Below are 14,863 nucleotides of genomic sequence, written 5' to 3'. Positions count from 1 at the left end.
GGGGAAAGCGGAGATTCTCGGATGTCGGGCAAGAACTGGGATCGCGTGCCGATCGATGCGCAGAGTGTCGATGCCCCGCTATCGCAGTCGGCGATTTTCCTTGTCGGCACCGTCGCCGGCGATCAGCCGGCTCTGGCCAGGGTTTGTTCCGTGCTCGGCGAACTCGACGATCTGGTCAAGACTGTCGGATTCCGCGATCTCGGCGGGCGCCTGTCCTGCATCGCCGGCATCGGCCGCGATCTCTGGGACCGGCTCAGCCCCGGCCGGCGGCCGCTGGAACTGAAGCCGTTCGCGCCGATCAAGGGCGCGGTCCATTCGGCGCCAACGACACCGGGCGACCTGCTCTTTCACATCCGCGCCGAGCGGCCCGACATGTGCTTCGAATTCGAGCGTATCCTGCTCGACAGGCTTGGTCCCGGCGTCAGCGTCGTCGACGAAGTGATCGGCTTTCGCTATTTCGACGCCCGCGACCTGCTCGGCTTCGTCGACGGCACCGCCAACCCGGCCGGCCTCGATTTGCCCGCCTCGGCGCTGGTCGGTGACGAGGATGCCGATTTCGCCGGCGGCAGCTATGTCGTGGTCCAGAAATATCTGCACGACATGCAGGCCTGGGCGCGCATTCCCACGCCCGAGCAGGAGGCGATCATTGGGCGCACCAAGATCGACAACATCGAAATCGACGATGACGACGCGCCGCGCAAATCGCATAAGTCGCTGGCCACCGTGGTCGATGCCGACGGCAACGAACACGACATATTGCGTGACAACATGCCGTTCGGCAGGCCCGGGCAGAACGAATTCGGCACCTACTTCATCGGCTACAGCAGATATCTCTGGGTCACGGAGAAAATGCTGCAGCGCATGTATGTCGGCGACCCGCCCGGCGCCTACGACCGGCTGCTCGATGTCTCCACGCCGCACACCGGCACGACCTTCTTCGCTCCGACCCGCCCCATGCTGCAGACGCTTGTGCAGGACGCCCGGGAGCAGCTTCCCACTGCAGGATAGAGCGGCGGTTGGCGGGCCTAACCGCTCCCTTAGCGTGCGTCGCGTTTCGCCTGCGCCACCTTGGCCGCCTTGCGCTGGCGGCCGAGTTCGGCCGGCCGAACAAGATTTGGAACCTTCTGGTTGGCCACGGCCCGCATGCCCTTGTGGGCGGTGCGCGAATTGTGCGTGGGACCCTCCGGAGCTTTCTGCTTCAAGGCCAGCGCCTTGCGCGCATTGTCGACCAGCGAAGTGCGGGCCGCCAGTTGGCGCCGCCGTTCGGCCTCGCCGTTCAGCCGCCGCATCGCCATGGCCAGCACCGCGAGCTTCACTTGTGAACCTCCGTCGGCCTTCGAGGGTGCCGTACCTTTCGCCGCGCCCTTGCCGCGTATTTCGCGCCGCCGGCGATGTGCTTCGGTCTGCGCCTTGTCACGCCGTTCCCGCAACAGCTTGACCAGACCGGAAAGGTCGGAATCGGAAAGCTCCTGCACCGCCGGATGGTGCGATTTCTCCACCAATTCCTTTTCATCGGCGTTCAGCGCGCGTGCTTCTTCCTTGCGTGAAATGGCCATAAAAATTCTCCTCAGCCGGCACGCCTGTCTTTCCAGGTTTGCCACTTGAGGAGCCTCGCCCGAATGGCGGCGCGGTCAAGACGCGCTGTTCGCGATGCCCTTAGCCCGCGTCAGGCAGGATCTTGCCCGGATTCATGATGTTTTGCGGATCGAGCGCCTGCTTGATCGTGCGCATGATGTCGACGCCATGGCCGAGTTCGTGGCGCAGGAACCCGATCTTGCCTTGCCCGATGCCGTGCTCGCCGGTGCAGGTACCCTCCATGGCGATCGCCCGCATGTTGAGCCGTGCCACGAATTTTTCCGACAGCGCGATTTCCTTGGGATCGTTGACATCCATCAGCACCAGCACGTGGAAATTGCCGTCTCCGGCATGGCCGACGATGGGCGCGATAAGTCCCATCTCGGCAATGTCGGCCTCGGTTTCCATGACGCATTCGGCAAAGCGCGAGATCGGTACGCAGACATCGGTCGACAGGCCCTTGGCGCCCGGGCGCAAGGTCAGCGACGCCCAGTAGGCGTCGTGCCTGGCCTTCCACAATTTGGTGCGTTCCTCGGCAACGCTGGTCCACAGGAACGGCCCGCCGCCATTGTCTTCCGCGATCGCCCCGAAGGTCTCGGCCTGTTCGGCAACGCCGGCGTCGCTGCCATGAAACTCGACGAACAGGCACGGGCCCTCGGGATAATCGAGCTTGGAATAGGTCTTCATCGCCCGCATCTGCAGCGCGTTGACCAGTTCGATGCGCGCCACCGGAATGCCCATCTGGATCGTCGCGATGACGGCGTTGCAGGCAGCTTCGACGCTCGGGAACGGGCAGACGCCGCCCGAGATCGCCTGCGGAATGCCTTGCAGCTTCAAGGTCAGCGCGGTGATGATGCCGAGCGTGCCCTCGGAGCCGACCAGCAGCCGGGTCAGGTCGTAGCCGGCCGAACTCTTCTTCGCCCGCTTGCCGGTCGTCACCGTCTCGCCGTCGGCCATGACGGCGGTCAGCGACAGCACGTTCTCGCGCATCGTGCCGTAGCGCACCGCATTGGTGCCGGACGCCCGCGTCGCCGCCATGCCGCCGAGCGAGGCATTGGCGCCCGGATCGATCGGAAAGAACAGGCCGGTGTCGCGCAGATGCCGGTTCAAATCCTCGCGCGTGACGCCGGGCTCCACCGTGCAGTCGAGATCCTGCGGATTGACCGAAAGAATGCGGTTCATCCGCGACGTATTGACCGAAATGCCTCCACCCGGCGCATTGGTGTGGCCTTCGAGCGACGAGCCGACGCCGAACGCGATCACCGGCACACGGTGTGCGGCACAGGCACGCACGATTTCCTGCACCTCGGCCGTCGTCTCCGGGAAAGCGACGCCGTCGGGCGCCTGCGTCGGAATATAGGTGGTCGTATGCGCGTGCTGCGAGCGGATGGCCTGTCCGGTCTGGAAGCGCTCGCCCAGCCGCTGCTTGAGGATGCCGAGCACCGCCGCGATGCCTTCCTCGTTGCGTTCGACCGGATTGAGGTCGCTCAGAGCCATGAATTCCTCCGCGAATGGACCAGCGCCCACGCTTGTTATGCGAGTATGGATGCCTAAAGCAATTTCAGGAAAAGTGTGAAGCGGTTTTCCATCCGAAATTGCGTCAGAATGTAAAGACACTCACCGGCCACGCCCTGTCCAGCACCAGAATAAGGAAGTTTCGATGTCCATTCCCGCCCCCTTCGTCTCCAGGCCCATGGACATCGAGAAGGACTGGATCGACTATAACGGCCATCTCAACATGGCCTATTACAACGTGCTGTTCGACCGCTGCTCGGACGAGGCCTTCGAGGCGATGGGCATGGGGCTGGACTATGTGAAAGAGCGGCGGCTCACCATCTACACCGCCGAAGTCCATGTCTGCTACCTCAGGGAACTGCATCTCGACCACAAGGTCACGGTCTCCTTCCAGCTCATCGACCATGACGAGAAGCGGCTGCGGGCCTATCAGGAAATCCGCCATGTCGACGGCTGGCTCGCCGCCACGTCCGAGACCCTGTCGCTGCATGTCGACATGTCGGGGCCGAAGGTGGCGCCCTTTCCGGCCGATGTACTGGCCAGGATCGAAGCCATGCGCGCCGCCCACTCCGTGCTCCCGATGCCCGAGCGCGCCGGCCGTTCGATCGGCATCAAGCGCAAATAGGGCGAAGCCCAGGCGACCGGGTCTGGCCTCAAAGCCACACCCGCGATCCAAAATCGCCGGGTTCCTCAAATCGGCTGGCACGCGTGCTTGAAGCCACCTCGCACCCGCATTAACCTTACCGAGGATTTAACGGGAACAAGCCATCTGAGCCGTTGAACGACTCAGCGGAGCGGTCGAAAACGTCCGCACAGGGTTGTTTTAGCGGGCGGCGCGGCGAAGCCGGTTCGAGGAACGTGCATGAAAACCGACATCAAGGTCGAGGTGGACAGGCTGGCGGCCGATCCGCGCATATCGGACTACGATTTCTGGCGTTCGCTCAAGAATGTCGACAACGAGATCTTTCACATCGCCAACAACAACGAACCGATCCCGTTCGACATGATCCGCTGGCGCAGCATCCTGAAGCGCGCCCGCCTGAAGCGCGGCCACGCTTAGCGCCGTTGCCTGATCGCCGCCAGCGGTGAGCGCGCGATCACCGGCGACGACTGGATGATCGCCGTGTTGGTCATCGCATAGGGGATGATGCGGTCGATCACCCGTTCGAGTTCGGCGACCGAGCCGACATGCGCCAGCGCGATGAAACAGTCCTCTCCGGTCACCCGGTCGCATTGTGCGATCTCCGGCAACTCACGGATGATCTCGGCCACGACTGACAATTGCCCAGGCACCGGCCGGATGCGCAGCCACGCCGACAGTTTCAGGCCAAGCGCCGCCGGGTTGATCCTGACGCAATAGGCCTCAATCACGCCGTTCTCCTGCAGCCGCTTGATGCGCTCCGCCACGCTCGGCGCAGACAGGCCGACGGAACGGGCCAACTCCGCGGTGCTGATGCGCGCGTCCTCTTCCAGCAGGCGCAGGATCTTCATGTCGGCCGCGTCGATGTCGGCATTTTCGTTTCGAAGGCGTTTCATGGAAAACTCCTTGCTTCCGGGAAAGGAATGATTGGTCAATCTGGTCATCATCCATATGAATAGGGAGGATCGGCTACGATACTGATCCCATGGATGACCAGAGGCAAGCCCCGCATACCAGCCCTGCCGCTGCCACCCCGGCCTTTGCAGGCCCCGCGCTCGCCGGGCTCGCGACAAGATTGCCGCCTCATATCTGGTTCGCTGTCAGCGCTGTCTTTCATTATCTCGGCCCGGCCTTCGCCGTGCTGCTTTTTGCGCAAGTCGGCGTGCTCGGCATGGCCTGGCTGCGCATAGCCACCGCGGCGCTGGTCTTCGCGCCATTGACCCGCCCATGGCGAACCTTCGCCAGCGCCGATCCTCCGACGCGGCTCCTGCTCGTTGCCTTCGGTGCTTGCCTGGCGATGATGAACTGTTCGTTCTACCTGGCGCTCGACCGCCTGCCGATCTCGCTGGTGGCGGCGATCGAATTCGCCGGCACCATCGGCGTCGCGCTCGCCGGCCTCAGAAGCGCCCGCAATCTGGCCGCTCTTGCCGTCGCTGTCACCGGCACCTTGCTGCTGATCCACGTTAAATGGTCAACCGACCCGGTCGGGCTGGTCTGGGCTTTCCTCAACGGCGCGCTCTTTGTCGGCTACATCGTGCTTGGCCACCGTGTCGCCCGCGCGGGCGCCGGCGACGGCATCGCCGGCCTGGGTGCGGCCATGCCGGTCGCTTTCGGCGTCGTGCTGCCCGTTGGCTTCGCCGACGCCCTGCCCGCCTTTTTGTCGCCGCCGCTGCTCGTCGCCGCCATCGGCGTCGGCATCTGCTCGTCGGTCATTCCATACGTATGCGACCAGCTCGCCATGGCGCGGTTGCCGCGTGCGAGTTTCGCGCTGATGCTGTCGCTGCTGCCGGTCACCGCAACGCTGATCGGCGTCGTCGTGCTGCGCCAGGTACCCGGTCCGTCCGATTGCCTCGGCATCGCGCTGGTCGTGGCCGGCGTCGCGCTTCACAGGCCGGCCTCGGCTGGCTAGCCGGGAAACCCCTTCCTCGCGGTCGGTTGCGGAAAGCCTCCATCGGTTCCCGCCTGCGACGAACTGCAACAGGCCAGCCGAGATTGAAACCAAATTCTACTTTGAGCCGTTGTCTCCCGCGAAAAATGGCTTGGAGCGACGCTATGGAACGGAAACGGACCAGGGAGCCGGCGGACGCATGGCACATGACCGACGACCTTCATGTCGAGCACGGCAAGGGCGACCCCTTCGCGGCGGCCATCCGCGCCACGCGCATGTCGATGATCATTACCGATCCGCGCCGGCAAGACAATCCGATCGTCTTTGCAAACGACGCCTTCCTGCGCCTGACGGGTTATGAGCGCGACGAGGTTCTCGGCAGGAACTGCCGCTTCCTGCAGGGGCCGGAGAGCGACAAGGAAGCGATCGCTCAGATACGCGCCGCGATCGCCGATGAAACCGACATCAGTGTCGATATCCTGAATTACCGCAAGGACGGGTCGACCTTCTGGAACGCGCTCTACATAAGCCCCGTCTCCAACGACAAAGGCGAAATGCAGTTCTTCTTCGCCTCGCAACTCGATGTTTCCGACCGGAAGCTCTGGGAAAATCGCATCACCGCGGACAAGGAGCGTTTCGAAAAGGCCGTCAAGGAACGCACGGCTGAGCTCGAAGCGGCGCTTGAGGCGCAGACCACGCTGCTGCATGAGGTCGATCATCGGGTGAAGAACAATCTGCAGATGATCTCCTCGCTTATCCTCATGCAGAGCCGCACCGTCTCCGACGCGAACCTCAAGCGCTCGCTTGGCACGATGTTGGAGCGCATAGAGGCGCTCAGCACCGTGCACCGCCGGCTCTACCAGTCCAAGGATGTCAGCAAGTTCGATGTTTCCGACTTCGCCAAGGATCTCATCTCCGACCTGCTGACTGCTTCGGGACGTTCGGAAATCAACCCGACACTCGATCTCGAGCCCGTCGTCGTCCCGGCCGAGAAGGCGACGCCGGTGGCGCTGATGGTCAACGAACTCGTCACCAACGCGCTCAAGCATGCCTTCAAGGAAAGGCCCGACGGCACGAGATCGGGCAGCATCGGCATCAAGATGAGCCAGCCGGACGGCCATTTGAACATCGAGGTCTCGGATGACGGCGTCGGCATGGCGGGCGCCAGTGGCGACGCCTCCTTCGGCATGCGGCTGATCAAGTCGCTTGCCCGCCAATTGCGTGCCGACATCGAGTGGCGCGATGCCGGTCCCGGCACTCGCGTTGTCATCTCGATGCCCAATGGACCACAGCACAAAGGGAACCTGTCATGATTGAACCGCTCAAGGTCCTGATCGTCGAGGACGAGGCGCTGCTGGCCATGGAGTTGGAGAGCCTGGTCGAGGACGCCGGGCACAGCGTCGTCGGTTGGGCAACATCGCTCGCCGAAGCAAAGGACATGGTCGATACCACGCAGGCCGATATCGCCTTTGTCGACATCCATCTCACCGACGGCCCGACCGGCATCGACGTTGCCGAATATATTGGCGACAGAAAGAACTCGATGGTCATTTTCATGACCGCCAACCCGAAGCGCATCCCCGACCACTTCGCCGGTGCGATCGGCGTCATCGCCAAGCCCTACACGATGAACGGGCTGACCTCTGCCCTGCGCTATTTGCAGGAAGGCGTGCGGCGCCCGCCGCCGAAATCGGAGCGCCCGGCGGGCTTCACCCTGTCGCCGGCCTTCAAGACGATCTGGGCGCCGGCGGCCTGAAGGCGATGGTCATGCCAGCTTCTGCTTGAGGAAGGCGATCGTCCTGCCCCAGGCGAGGTCGGCCGCCTTCTTGTCGTAGCGCGCCGCCGAGGTGTCGTTGTTGAAGGCATGGTTGGCGCCTTCATAGACATAGACCGTGTATTCGACATGCGCGGCATCGAGTTCCTTCTTGAACGCATCGATGCCGGCATTGGTGCGCTCGTCGAGGCCGGCATAGTGCAGCAGCAACGCGGCCTTGATCTTCGAGACGTCGGCGGCCTTCGGCTGCATGCCGTAATAGGCGACGCTCGCGGCAAGGTCGGGCGCATTGACGGCCAGCATGTTGGCCGCGCCGCCGCCCCAGCAGAAGCCGATGGCGCCGACCTTGCCGTTGCCGTCCCTGTCGCCCTTGAGGAAGGCGACCGTCGCCACGCCATTGGCCACGGTCTGCGCCGGGTCGAGTTTCCCGAACATGTCGCGCGCCTTGTCCTCGTCAGTGGGCGTGCCGCCGAGCGGCGACAGGAAATCCGGCGCGAGCGCCACGAACCCTTCCAGCGCCACGCGCCGGGCGACGTCGCGGATATGCGGGTTGAGCCCCCTGTTTTCATGGATGACGATGACCGTGCCGAGCTTGCCGGCCTGGTTCGCGGGCCTGACCAGATAGCCCTTCATCTCGCCGCCGCTGCCGGGATAGGTGATGTCCTCACCCTTCACGCGGGCATCGTTGTCGGCGACGATCGCCGCCTGGGCCGAGTTCGCCGCCAGCATCGGCGCGATCGCGGCGGCCGCCGCGCCCGATCCGGCAAGCCTGGTCAGTTGCTCCATGAAGCGGCGGCGATCCAGCGTCAGATGCGTGTATTCATCATAGGCATCGATCATCGCCTGGGTGATGACGGGTTTGGTGGTGACGTCGGCCATGGGCTTCCCCGATCTCGTCGCGACTGCGGTGTCCTTGCCGGTCGCAAGATAGGGGCGAGCCTCTCATCGTCCAGTCACCGGAGCGTGACATCTCGCTGCCTCGCGGCCGCCGGTCGGCCGGTCGGCCGGTCGGCCGAGGATCATCACGTTTTTGTCATCGGTGACAAATCTTGATGGCGCTGCCACAATAGTGGGGGAAACTGGCTGGCTGGCCGGCCGCCCTCGGTCCTATAGGCCCGATCTGAAAGGAACAATGCCGATGACCATGCCCTCGCCGATCCTGGCAACCGCCTTCGTGGCAGCAGTGGCGGCCGTTCTGGCGATGCGCGCGGCCGTTGTCGCGGCAAGCCGCAAGTCCATGGTCAGGGTCCGCAGCCGCAAGCGCCAGCCCGCGAACTTGAAAACCCAAAGTTGAGGTGAAGTCATGGACGTTCAGGACATCGTGAACACCGTCTCGCAGAAGGCCGGTCTCGACCAGGCCACGACCGAAAAGGTCGTCGGCACCATTTTCTCGGTGCTCGAGCACGAGGCCGAAGGCACCAGCGCCTCCTCCTTCTTCGCCAAGATTCCGGGCGCCGATGCGCTGGCGCAGAAATATGACGTCATGGCCGCCCCGGCCGGCGGCGGTGGCGGCTTCCTGTCGTCGCTGCAGGGCGCGCTTGGCGGTGTTCTCGGCGAAAAGGCCGGCGCGCTGGTCAACGGCCTCGCGGCGCTCAAGGCCTCCGGCCTCGACTTGGCGCAGATCCAGAAGGCTGGCGAGACGCTTGTCCAGCAGGCCGAGGCGGCCGCGGGCCCCGATCTGACCAACCAAGTGCTTGGCTCGGTGCCGAGCCTAAAGAGCCATCTGGGGCTCGGCTGATCGTCGGCTCGCCGGACCCGGTAACCCCGCCTGCCTACTTCGGCAGCGCGTAGGCCATCACGTAATCGCCCGGCTTGGTGCCCACCGAGCCGTGGCCGCCGGCGACGATGACCACGAACTGGCGTCCGTCCGCGACGGTGTAGGTCATCGGCGTCGATTGCCCTCCGGCCGGCAGCCGCGCCTGCCAGAGCTGCTTGCCTGACGTCAGGTCATAGGCGCGCAGATAGTCGTCGACCGCGGCGCCCAGGAAGGCGACACCGCCGGCGGTGATCATCGGCCCGCCAATGCCGGGCACCCCGACCTTGAACGGCAACGGCAGCGGCGTCATGTCGTAGACGGTGCCGTTGCGGTGCTTGTAGGCAATCGCGCCGGTGCGAAGATCGACGCCCGCGACGTAGCCCCAGGGCGGCGCCTGGCACGGAATGCCGAGTGGCGACAGGAACGGTCCCATCACCACCGCATAGGGCGCTCCGTCATTGCGGTTCAGCCCCTGCTCGCTGCCCTTGGTGTCGCCTGGGGGCGGCACGTCGGCGCGCGGCACCAGCCGCGACGTGAAGGCAAGATAGGTCGGCATCCCGAACATCACTTGCCGCACCGGATCGACCGCCACGCCACCCCAGTTGAACGTGCCGAAATTGCCGGGATAAACCAGCGATCCCTGCAGCGAAGGCGGCGTGTAGCGGCCTTCATAGCGCAATTTGTGAAGCGCGATGCGGCACGCCAGCTGGTCGAACATGGTGATGCCCCACATATCGTGCTCGGTCAGCGGCGGCGGGTTGAAGGAAAGGTCGGACGCCGGCTGCGTCGGCGATGTGTGGTCGCCCTCGATGGCGCCGCCGGGCGCCGCCACTTCCTTGACGGGGATGACCGGCTCGCCGGTGCGCCGGTCGAGCACATAGAGGTCGCCCTGCTTGGTCGGCCCGACCAGCGCGGGCACCACGGAGCCGTCCGCCTTGGTGATGTCGATCAGGCTCGGCTGCGCCGGCACGTCCATGTCCCAGAGGTCATGGTGCACGGTCTGGCGCACCCATTTCAACTGCCCGGTGTTGAGGTCCAGCGCGGTGATCGAGGAGGAGAATTTCTCCACATTGGCACTGCGGCCCATGCCGAGCTGGTCCGGCGTCTGGTTGCCGAGCGGCACGTAGAGCAGGCCGAGCTTCTCGTCGGCGCTCGGCGTCGACCACATGTTGGGCGAGTTGGCGGTGTAGGTCTGGCCGGCCGGCAGCGGCGTCGTCTGGTCCGGATTGCCGGAATCCCAGTTCCACAGCAATTTGCCGCTGCTCGCATCATAGGCGCGGATGACGCCGGACGGCTCCTGCGTCGAATAATTGTCGTTCACCGCGCCGCCGACGATGATCTTGCCGCCGGCGATCAGCGGCGCCGAGGTCGAGTAGTAATAGCCCGACTTCGGATACGGCATGCCCGTCAACAGATTGAGCGTGCCGCCCTCGGCGAAGGCCGGGCAAACCTGCCCGTTGGCGGCGTCGAGCGCGATCAGCCGCGCATCCGAGGTCGGCAGGTAGACGCGCGCCGCGCAGGGCTGGCCGGCGGCGCCCGCTGCGTCGGCATAATAGGAGACGCCACGGCAGGTCTGGTGCTGGCGGTCCTTGTCGAGCTTGATCTTGGGATCGTAGCGCCACTTCTCCTTGCCGGTCGCCGCATCGACGGCGATGGCGAAGTTGTGCGGCGTGCAGATATAGAGCGTGTCGCCCACTTTGAGCGGTGTCACCTGATAGGTGGTCTCGCCGACATCGTCGGGGCCCTTGACGTCGCCGGTGCGATAGGTCCAGGCCGGCTTCAGGTTGGCGACGTTTTCCGGCGTGATCTGGTCGAGCGGCGAATACCGCTGGCCGAACTGCGTGCGCCCGTAATAGTGCCATTCGCCCGCCGGCACATCGCCGCCGAGATTGGCGTTGGGGATCACCTTGTCGGTGTCGAGCGCGCCGCCGATGTCCTTCGGGTCCGTGGTCATCGAATAGCCGGCCACCGCCAGCGATGCCAGCACGGCAAGGATCAAAGGTGCTCGCCCGTCCGGACCGGCAAGGCCGCGCCGCGCCCACGGCGTCAGCAGCCACAACGCCACCAGCACGATGATGCCGCCGCGCGGGCCGAGCTCCCACCAGTCGAAGCCGGTTTCCCAGACCGCCCAGGCCAGCGTGCCGAGCACGATCGCCGCGTAGAGCCAGAGCGCCGTCGAACGGCGCCGGTAGAGCAGCCAGGCGGCGACCAGGAAGGCGAGACCGACGATGATGTAGTACCAACTGCCGCCCAGCGAAGCCAACCAGATGCCGCCGGCGCCAAGCGCCAGGCCTAGGAGGAAGAGAATGAGGGAGGTGATGGTGACAGCCAAGATGATACTCCTTCGACTGTTGCGCGCGTGGGGCGGCCTAGGGCAACCCGCATTGCGTGTTGCCCCGGCAACTTTCTCCCGACCGCGGCGCCTGTCAAGCGTAGGTCGCGAGCCCGCGGGCAGCAACCTCGTTCCGCCTGGGATTGTTCCACAACGGCGGTTCCCATATCGGTGAAGCCGCCGTATCGGGCACTTTACCGGAACAAAACGTAGACAGTTCTGGTCTTTCCCTCCCGAATCACTACATTCGGGGGAGATGTCCGGCTTTTCCGAAGACATGCCCTTTTTCGACGAACCCAATGCGCGGCCCACGGCCCCGTCGGGCATTGCCGCGCGCGCCATGGCTGCCCGCGGCGGCCAAAACAATGCGCCCGACTATCTCAGGGGCTTGAATCCCGAGCAGCGGCTGGCCGTGGAGACCACCGAAGGCCCGGTTCTGGTGCTGGCCGGCGCCGGCACGGGCAAGACGCGCGTGCTGACCACCCGCATCGCCCACATCCTTGCCACCGGCAGGGCCTTCCCCTCGCAGATCCTGGCCGTCACCTTCACCAACAAGGCCGCGCGCGAGATGAAACAGCGCATCGGCATCCTGATCGGCGAAGGCAATGTCGAGGGCATGCCGTGGCTCGGCACCTTCCACTCGATCGGCGTGAAGCTGCTGCGCCGCCACGCCGAGCTTGCCGGCCTGAGGTCCGACTTCACCATCCTCGACACCGACGACGTCGTGCGCTTGATCAAGCAGCTGATCCAGGCCGAGGGCCTGGACGACAAGCGCTGGCCCGCGAAACAGTTCGCCCAGATGATCGACGGCTGGAAGAACAAGGGCCAGGGTCCGGCCGATATCGCCGAGGGCGATGCGCGCAGCTTCGCCAACGGCAAGGGCCGCGAGCTCTACAAGGCCTATCAGGAGCGGCTGCAGACGCTGAACGCCTGCGATTTCGGCGATTTGCTCTGCCACCCGATCCGCATCCTCCGCGCCAATCCCGATGTGCTGAAGGACTATCACCGGCGGTTCAAATACATCCTCGTCGACGAGTACCAGGACACCAACACTGCCCAATACATGTGGCTGCGTCTCTTGGCGCAAAGGCCGAGCGGATCACAACCAGCGCGAAGTGGTTCTCCGGGTGGGCGCGTTCCAAGTTTTTCCGGTGTTTCGGATGGAACGGACGCGGGTGGCTATAGACCCGCAACTCCAGAGGACGATTCAGCAGTTTCGGCCGAAGGCCGCAAGTCCGACCGGGCGTCCGAGCCGTTGCGAGGCCCCCGCGGAGGGCCCGCGCCGGCAGGCGCGGAACAGCCCGTGAGCGAAAACAAAGTTAACATCTGCTGCGTCGGCGATGACGACCAGTCGATCTATGGCTGGCGCGGCGCCGAGGTCGACAACATCCTGCGCTTCGACAAGGATTTTCCGGGCGCCACCATCATCCGGCTGGAGCGCAATTACCGCTCGACCGCGCACATACTGGGCGCCGCCTCCCATCTCATCGCCTACAATGAGGGCCGTTTCGGCAAAACGCTGTTCACCGACCGCAACGATCCGGAGGACGGCAAGGTCAACGTCCACGCCGCCTGGGATTCGGAGGAGGAAGCCCGCGCCATCGGCGAGACCATCGAGGCCTACCAGCGCCAGAAGCACAATTTGAACGACATGGCGATCCTGGTCCGCGCGTCCTTCCAGATGCGCGCCTTCGAGGACCGCTTCATCACGCTCGGCCTTAACTACCGCGTCATCGGCGGTCCGCGTTTTTACGAGCGCATGGAAATCCGCGACGCGCTGGCCTTCTTCCGCGTCGTCGCCAACAGCACCGACGACCTCGCCTTCGAGCGCATCGTCAATGTGCCCAAGCGCGGCTTGGGCGAAGCGACCATCCGCCAGATCCACGACACCGCGCGCGGCTTGCGCATCCCGATGCTGGAGGCGGCGGGTACACTGGCGGAAAGCGACGAGCTGAAGCCGAAACCGCGCGCCGCGCTGCGCGAGGTCGCGGCCAATTTCGAACGCTGGCAAAAGGCGCTGGAAACCACGCCGCACACCGAACTCGCCGAGACTATTCTCGAGGAGAGCGGCTACACCGACATGTGGAAGAACGACCGCTCGGCGGAAGCCCCGGGGCGGCTTGAGAACCTGAAGGAACTGATCCGTTCGATGGAGGAGTACGAATCGCTGCGCTCCTTCCTCGAACATGTCGCGCTGGTCATGGATGCCGAGCAGAATGCCGGGCTCGATGCCGTCTCCATCATGACGCTGCATTCGGCCAAGGGCCTCGAATTCGAGACCGTCTTCCTGCCCGGCTGGGAAGAAGGCCTCTTTCCCCATCAGCGCGCACTCGACGAAGGCGGCCGCTCCGGGCTCGAGGAAGAGCGGCGGCTCGCCTATGTCGGGCTGACGCGGGCCAAGAAGAACCTGCATATCTGGTTCGTCTCCAACCGCCTCATCCACGGGCTCTGGCAATCGACCATCCCGTCGCGCTTTCTCGAGGAACTGCCGGAAGCCCATGTCGAGGTCGCCGAAGCCGGCAACTCCTATGGCGGCTACGGCAATCCCTATGGCGGCGGCTCGTTCGCATCCGGCCGCGGCGGCGGCCAGGGGGCAGGAAGACAGAACCCCTATGGCGCTTCGCGCTTCGACAATATCGGCGGCACTTCGGGCGGCGGGGAAAAATCCGGCGCCTTCTCTAACACCTATTCGACGCCGGGTTGGCAGCGTGCGCAGGCCAACCGCACCGAGGCGACCGACCGCAACTGGGGCACGCGTTCGGGCCATCAGGTCGAACGCATCGGCTATGGGGAAACAGACTCCGGCTACGGCGCCGGCCGCACCAGCGTCAAAGGCCGCACCATAGACGGTGAACTGGTCGCCAAATCCGTCTCCGACACGCCGTCCGCCTTTAGCGTCGGCGACCGCGTCTTCCACCAGAAATTCGGCAACGGCAACATTTCAGCCATCGAGGGCAACAAGCTGACCATCGACTTCGATAAGGCCGGCCAGAAGCGCGTGCTGGACGGGTTTGTGCTGCCAGTGTGAGGCTGCCAGCCTCGAAGGCTGACGTCCCGCCTCAATCCACCTTCTTCTCGCCCCGCTCCCCGGCCTTCACGATATCGCCCGTCGTAAACAGGATTTCCTTCAGTTCCACGCGCCAGTCCGTCTTCTGGCGCAGCAGGAATTCGAGGTCCATGCCGAAATGCTTGAACTCCTCGCTCTGCGCGTTCTTCATGATCGCCTTGGCCTGCGGGTTCTTCTCGACCGACATGCGCTGTTCGTACCAGCTGATCGCTTCCGCCTCCTCGATCAGCGAGGTGATCATGCGGGCAAAGGTCCGCACTTCCTGCGACAGTTCTTCCGGCGGTTCGTGGTACTGGTCGAAACCCATGTCGTCCTC

15 protein-coding genes are annotated in these 14,863 nt (G+C 64.6%); 9 read left to right on the top strand and 6 right to left on the bottom strand.

Annotation, left to right across the window (positions count from 1 at the left end):
- Nucleotides 1–21: 21 nt before the first annotated feature.
- A complete protein-coding gene (locus FJ950_RS05525) occupies nt 22–1,008 on the top strand; it encodes a Dyp-type peroxidase (RefSeq protein ID WP_140615691.1) in 987 nt (328 codons plus the stop codon).
- Between the two features lie 29 nt (nt 1,009–1,037).
- Here the strand turns inward: FJ950_RS05525 and FJ950_RS05520 are convergent, their stop codons facing one another.
- Nucleotides 1,038–1,556, bottom strand: a complete 519-nt coding sequence (locus FJ950_RS05520; protein WP_140615689.1) for a hypothetical protein — start codon at nt 1,554–1,556, stop codon at nt 1,038–1,040.
- A gap of 100 nt (nt 1,557–1,656) precedes the next feature.
- On the bottom strand, nt 1,657–3,072 hold the full coding sequence (locus FJ950_RS05515; RefSeq protein WP_140615687.1) for an FAD-linked oxidase C-terminal domain-containing protein: 1,416 nt from the start codon (nt 3,070–3,072) through the stop codon (nt 1,657–1,659).
- Between the two features lie 163 nt (nt 3,073–3,235).
- On the opposite strand from FJ950_RS05515, the gene FJ950_RS05510 reads away from it, so the two are divergent.
- Both FJ950_RS05510 and FJ950_RS05505 read left to right on the top strand, forming a co-directional pair.
- On the top strand, nt 3,236–3,715 hold the full coding sequence (locus FJ950_RS05510) for a thioesterase family protein (RefSeq protein ID WP_140615685.1): 480 nt from the start codon (nt 3,236–3,238) through the stop codon (nt 3,713–3,715).
- A gap of 237 nt (nt 3,716–3,952) precedes the next feature.
- The gene (locus FJ950_RS05505) at nt 3,953–4,150 is read left to right on the top strand and encodes a hypothetical protein (protein ID WP_015317249.1); all 198 of its coding nucleotides are present in this window, start codon (nt 3,953–3,955) and stop codon (nt 4,148–4,150) included.
- Here FJ950_RS05505 and FJ950_RS05500 read toward each other — a convergent pair.
- The gene (locus FJ950_RS05500; protein ID WP_140615683.1) at nt 4,147–4,626 is read right to left on the bottom strand and encodes an Lrp/AsnC family transcriptional regulator; all 480 of its coding nucleotides are present in this window, start codon (nt 4,624–4,626) and stop codon (nt 4,147–4,149) included. The two genes, FJ950_RS05505 and FJ950_RS05500, sit on opposite strands and share 4 nt — an antisense overlap.
- An 89-nt stretch (nt 4,627–4,715) precedes the next feature.
- Between FJ950_RS05500 and FJ950_RS05495 the strand changes: the two genes are divergently transcribed.
- The 3 genes from FJ950_RS05495 (at nt 4,716) to FJ950_RS05485 (ending at nt 7,374) form a co-directional block, all read left to right on the top strand.
- Nucleotides 4,716–5,639 carry a DMT family transporter gene (locus tag FJ950_RS05495; protein ID WP_140615681.1) on the top strand — a complete coding sequence of 308 codons (924 nt, stop codon included), beginning with the start codon at nt 4,716–4,718 and terminating at the stop codon, nt 5,637–5,639.
- Between the two features lie 185 nt (nt 5,640–5,824).
- Nucleotides 5,825–6,931: a histidine kinase dimerization/phosphoacceptor domain -containing protein gene (locus FJ950_RS05490; RefSeq protein ID WP_181171081.1), complete on the top strand. Its 1,107-nt coding sequence runs from the start codon at nt 5,825–5,827 to the stop codon at nt 6,929–6,931.
- Nucleotides 6,928–7,374, top strand: a complete 447-nt coding sequence (locus tag FJ950_RS05485) for a response regulator (RefSeq protein WP_015317245.1) — start codon at nt 6,928–6,930, stop codon at nt 7,372–7,374. Before FJ950_RS05490 ends, FJ950_RS05485 begins: the two co-directional genes overlap by 4 nt.
- 9 nt (nt 7,375–7,383) lie before the next feature.
- Here FJ950_RS05485 and FJ950_RS05480 read toward each other — a convergent pair whose 3' ends face one another.
- Entirely contained in the window at nt 7,384–8,271 is an 888-nt protein-coding gene (locus tag FJ950_RS05480; protein WP_140615677.1) for a dienelactone hydrolase family protein, read from the bottom strand.
- Nucleotides 8,272–8,524: 253 nt separating this feature from the next.
- On the opposite strand from FJ950_RS05480, the gene FJ950_RS29450 reads away from it, so the two are divergent.
- Together FJ950_RS29450 and FJ950_RS05475 are read left to right on the top strand one after the other, a co-directional pair.
- The gene (locus FJ950_RS29450) at nt 8,525–8,686 is read left to right on the top strand and encodes a hypothetical protein (protein ID WP_181171126.1); all 162 of its coding nucleotides are present in this window, start codon (nt 8,525–8,527) and stop codon (nt 8,684–8,686) included.
- Nucleotides 8,687–8,695: 9 nt separating this feature from the next.
- Nucleotides 8,696–9,130 (top strand): hypothetical protein, encoded by a 435-nt coding sequence (locus FJ950_RS05475; protein WP_015317242.1) that lies wholly within the window; start codon nt 8,696–8,698, stop codon nt 9,128–9,130.
- A gap of 34 nt (nt 9,131–9,164) precedes the next feature.
- Here FJ950_RS05475 and FJ950_RS05470 read toward each other — a convergent pair whose 3' ends face one another.
- On the bottom strand, nt 9,165–11,480 hold the full coding sequence (locus tag FJ950_RS05470) for a glucose/quinate/shikimate family membrane-bound PQQ-dependent dehydrogenase (protein ID WP_140615675.1): 2,316 nt from the start codon (nt 11,478–11,480) through the stop codon (nt 9,165–9,167).
- Between the two features lie 256 nt (nt 11,481–11,736).
- On the opposite strand from FJ950_RS05470, the gene FJ950_RS05465 reads away from it, so the two are divergent.
- Nucleotides 11,737–14,508, top strand: a complete 2,772-nt coding sequence (locus tag FJ950_RS05465; RefSeq protein WP_140615673.1) for a UvrD-helicase domain-containing protein — start codon at nt 11,737–11,739, stop codon at nt 14,506–14,508.
- 31 nt (nt 14,509–14,539) lie between these two features.
- Here the strand turns inward: FJ950_RS05465 and FJ950_RS05460 are convergent, their stop codons facing one another.
- Entirely contained in the window at nt 14,540–14,854 is a 315-nt protein-coding gene (locus tag FJ950_RS05460) for a hypothetical protein (RefSeq protein ID WP_015317239.1), read from the bottom strand.
- Nucleotides 14,855–14,863 lie beyond the last annotated feature (9 nt).

The organism is Mesorhizobium sp. B2-3-14 (assembly GCF_006442175.1).
Lineage (GTDB): Bacteria > Pseudomonadota > Alphaproteobacteria > Rhizobiales > Rhizobiaceae > Mesorhizobium > Mesorhizobium australicum.
The sequence above is the reverse complement of the archived record's forward strand: the minus strand, read 5'-3'. Positions and strand labels throughout refer to the sequence as shown.

What these genes read in the sequence shown, in the direction of transcription:
- FJ950_RS05525 (WP_140615691.1), top strand. Translation starts at nt 22, where the DNA reads ATGTCGGGCAAGAACTGGGATCGCGTGCCGATCGATGCGCAGAGTGTC.
- FJ950_RS05520 (WP_140615689.1), bottom strand. Translation starts at nt 1,556, where the DNA reads ATGGCCATTTCACGCAAGGAAGAAGCACGCGCGCTGAACGCCGATGAA.
- FJ950_RS05515 (WP_140615687.1), bottom strand. Translation starts at nt 3,072, where the DNA reads ATGGCTCTGAGCGACCTCAATCCGGTCGAACGCAACGAGGAAGGCATC.
- FJ950_RS05510 (WP_140615685.1), top strand. Translation starts at nt 3,236, where the DNA reads ATGTCCATTCCCGCCCCCTTCGTCTCCAGGCCCATGGACATCGAGAAG.
- FJ950_RS05505 (WP_015317249.1), top strand. Translation starts at nt 3,953, where the DNA reads ATGAAAACCGACATCAAGGTCGAGGTGGACAGGCTGGCGGCCGATCCG.
- FJ950_RS05500 (WP_140615683.1), bottom strand. Translation starts at nt 4,626, where the DNA reads ATGAAACGCCTTCGAAACGAAAATGCCGACATCGACGCGGCCGACATG.
- FJ950_RS05495 (WP_140615681.1), top strand. Translation starts at nt 4,716, where the DNA reads ATGGATGACCAGAGGCAAGCCCCGCATACCAGCCCTGCCGCTGCCACC.
- FJ950_RS05490 (WP_181171081.1), top strand. Translation starts at nt 5,825, where the DNA reads ATGACCGACGACCTTCATGTCGAGCACGGCAAGGGCGACCCCTTCGCG.
- FJ950_RS05485 (WP_015317245.1), top strand. Translation starts at nt 6,928, where the DNA reads ATGATTGAACCGCTCAAGGTCCTGATCGTCGAGGACGAGGCGCTGCTG.
- FJ950_RS05480 (WP_140615677.1), bottom strand. Translation starts at nt 8,271, where the DNA reads ATGGCCGACGTCACCACCAAACCCGTCATCACCCAGGCGATGATCGAT.
- FJ950_RS29450 (WP_181171126.1), top strand. Translation starts at nt 8,525, where the DNA reads ATGCCGATGACCATGCCCTCGCCGATCCTGGCAACCGCCTTCGTGGCA.
- FJ950_RS05475 (WP_015317242.1), top strand. Translation starts at nt 8,696, where the DNA reads ATGGACGTTCAGGACATCGTGAACACCGTCTCGCAGAAGGCCGGTCTC.
- FJ950_RS05465 (WP_140615673.1), top strand. Translation starts at nt 11,737, where the DNA reads ATGTCCGGCTTTTCCGAAGACATGCCCTTTTTCGACGAACCCAATGCG.
- FJ950_RS05460 (WP_015317239.1), bottom strand. Translation starts at nt 14,854, where the DNA reads ATGGGTTTCGACCAGTACCACGAACCGCCGGAAGAACTGTCGCAGGAA.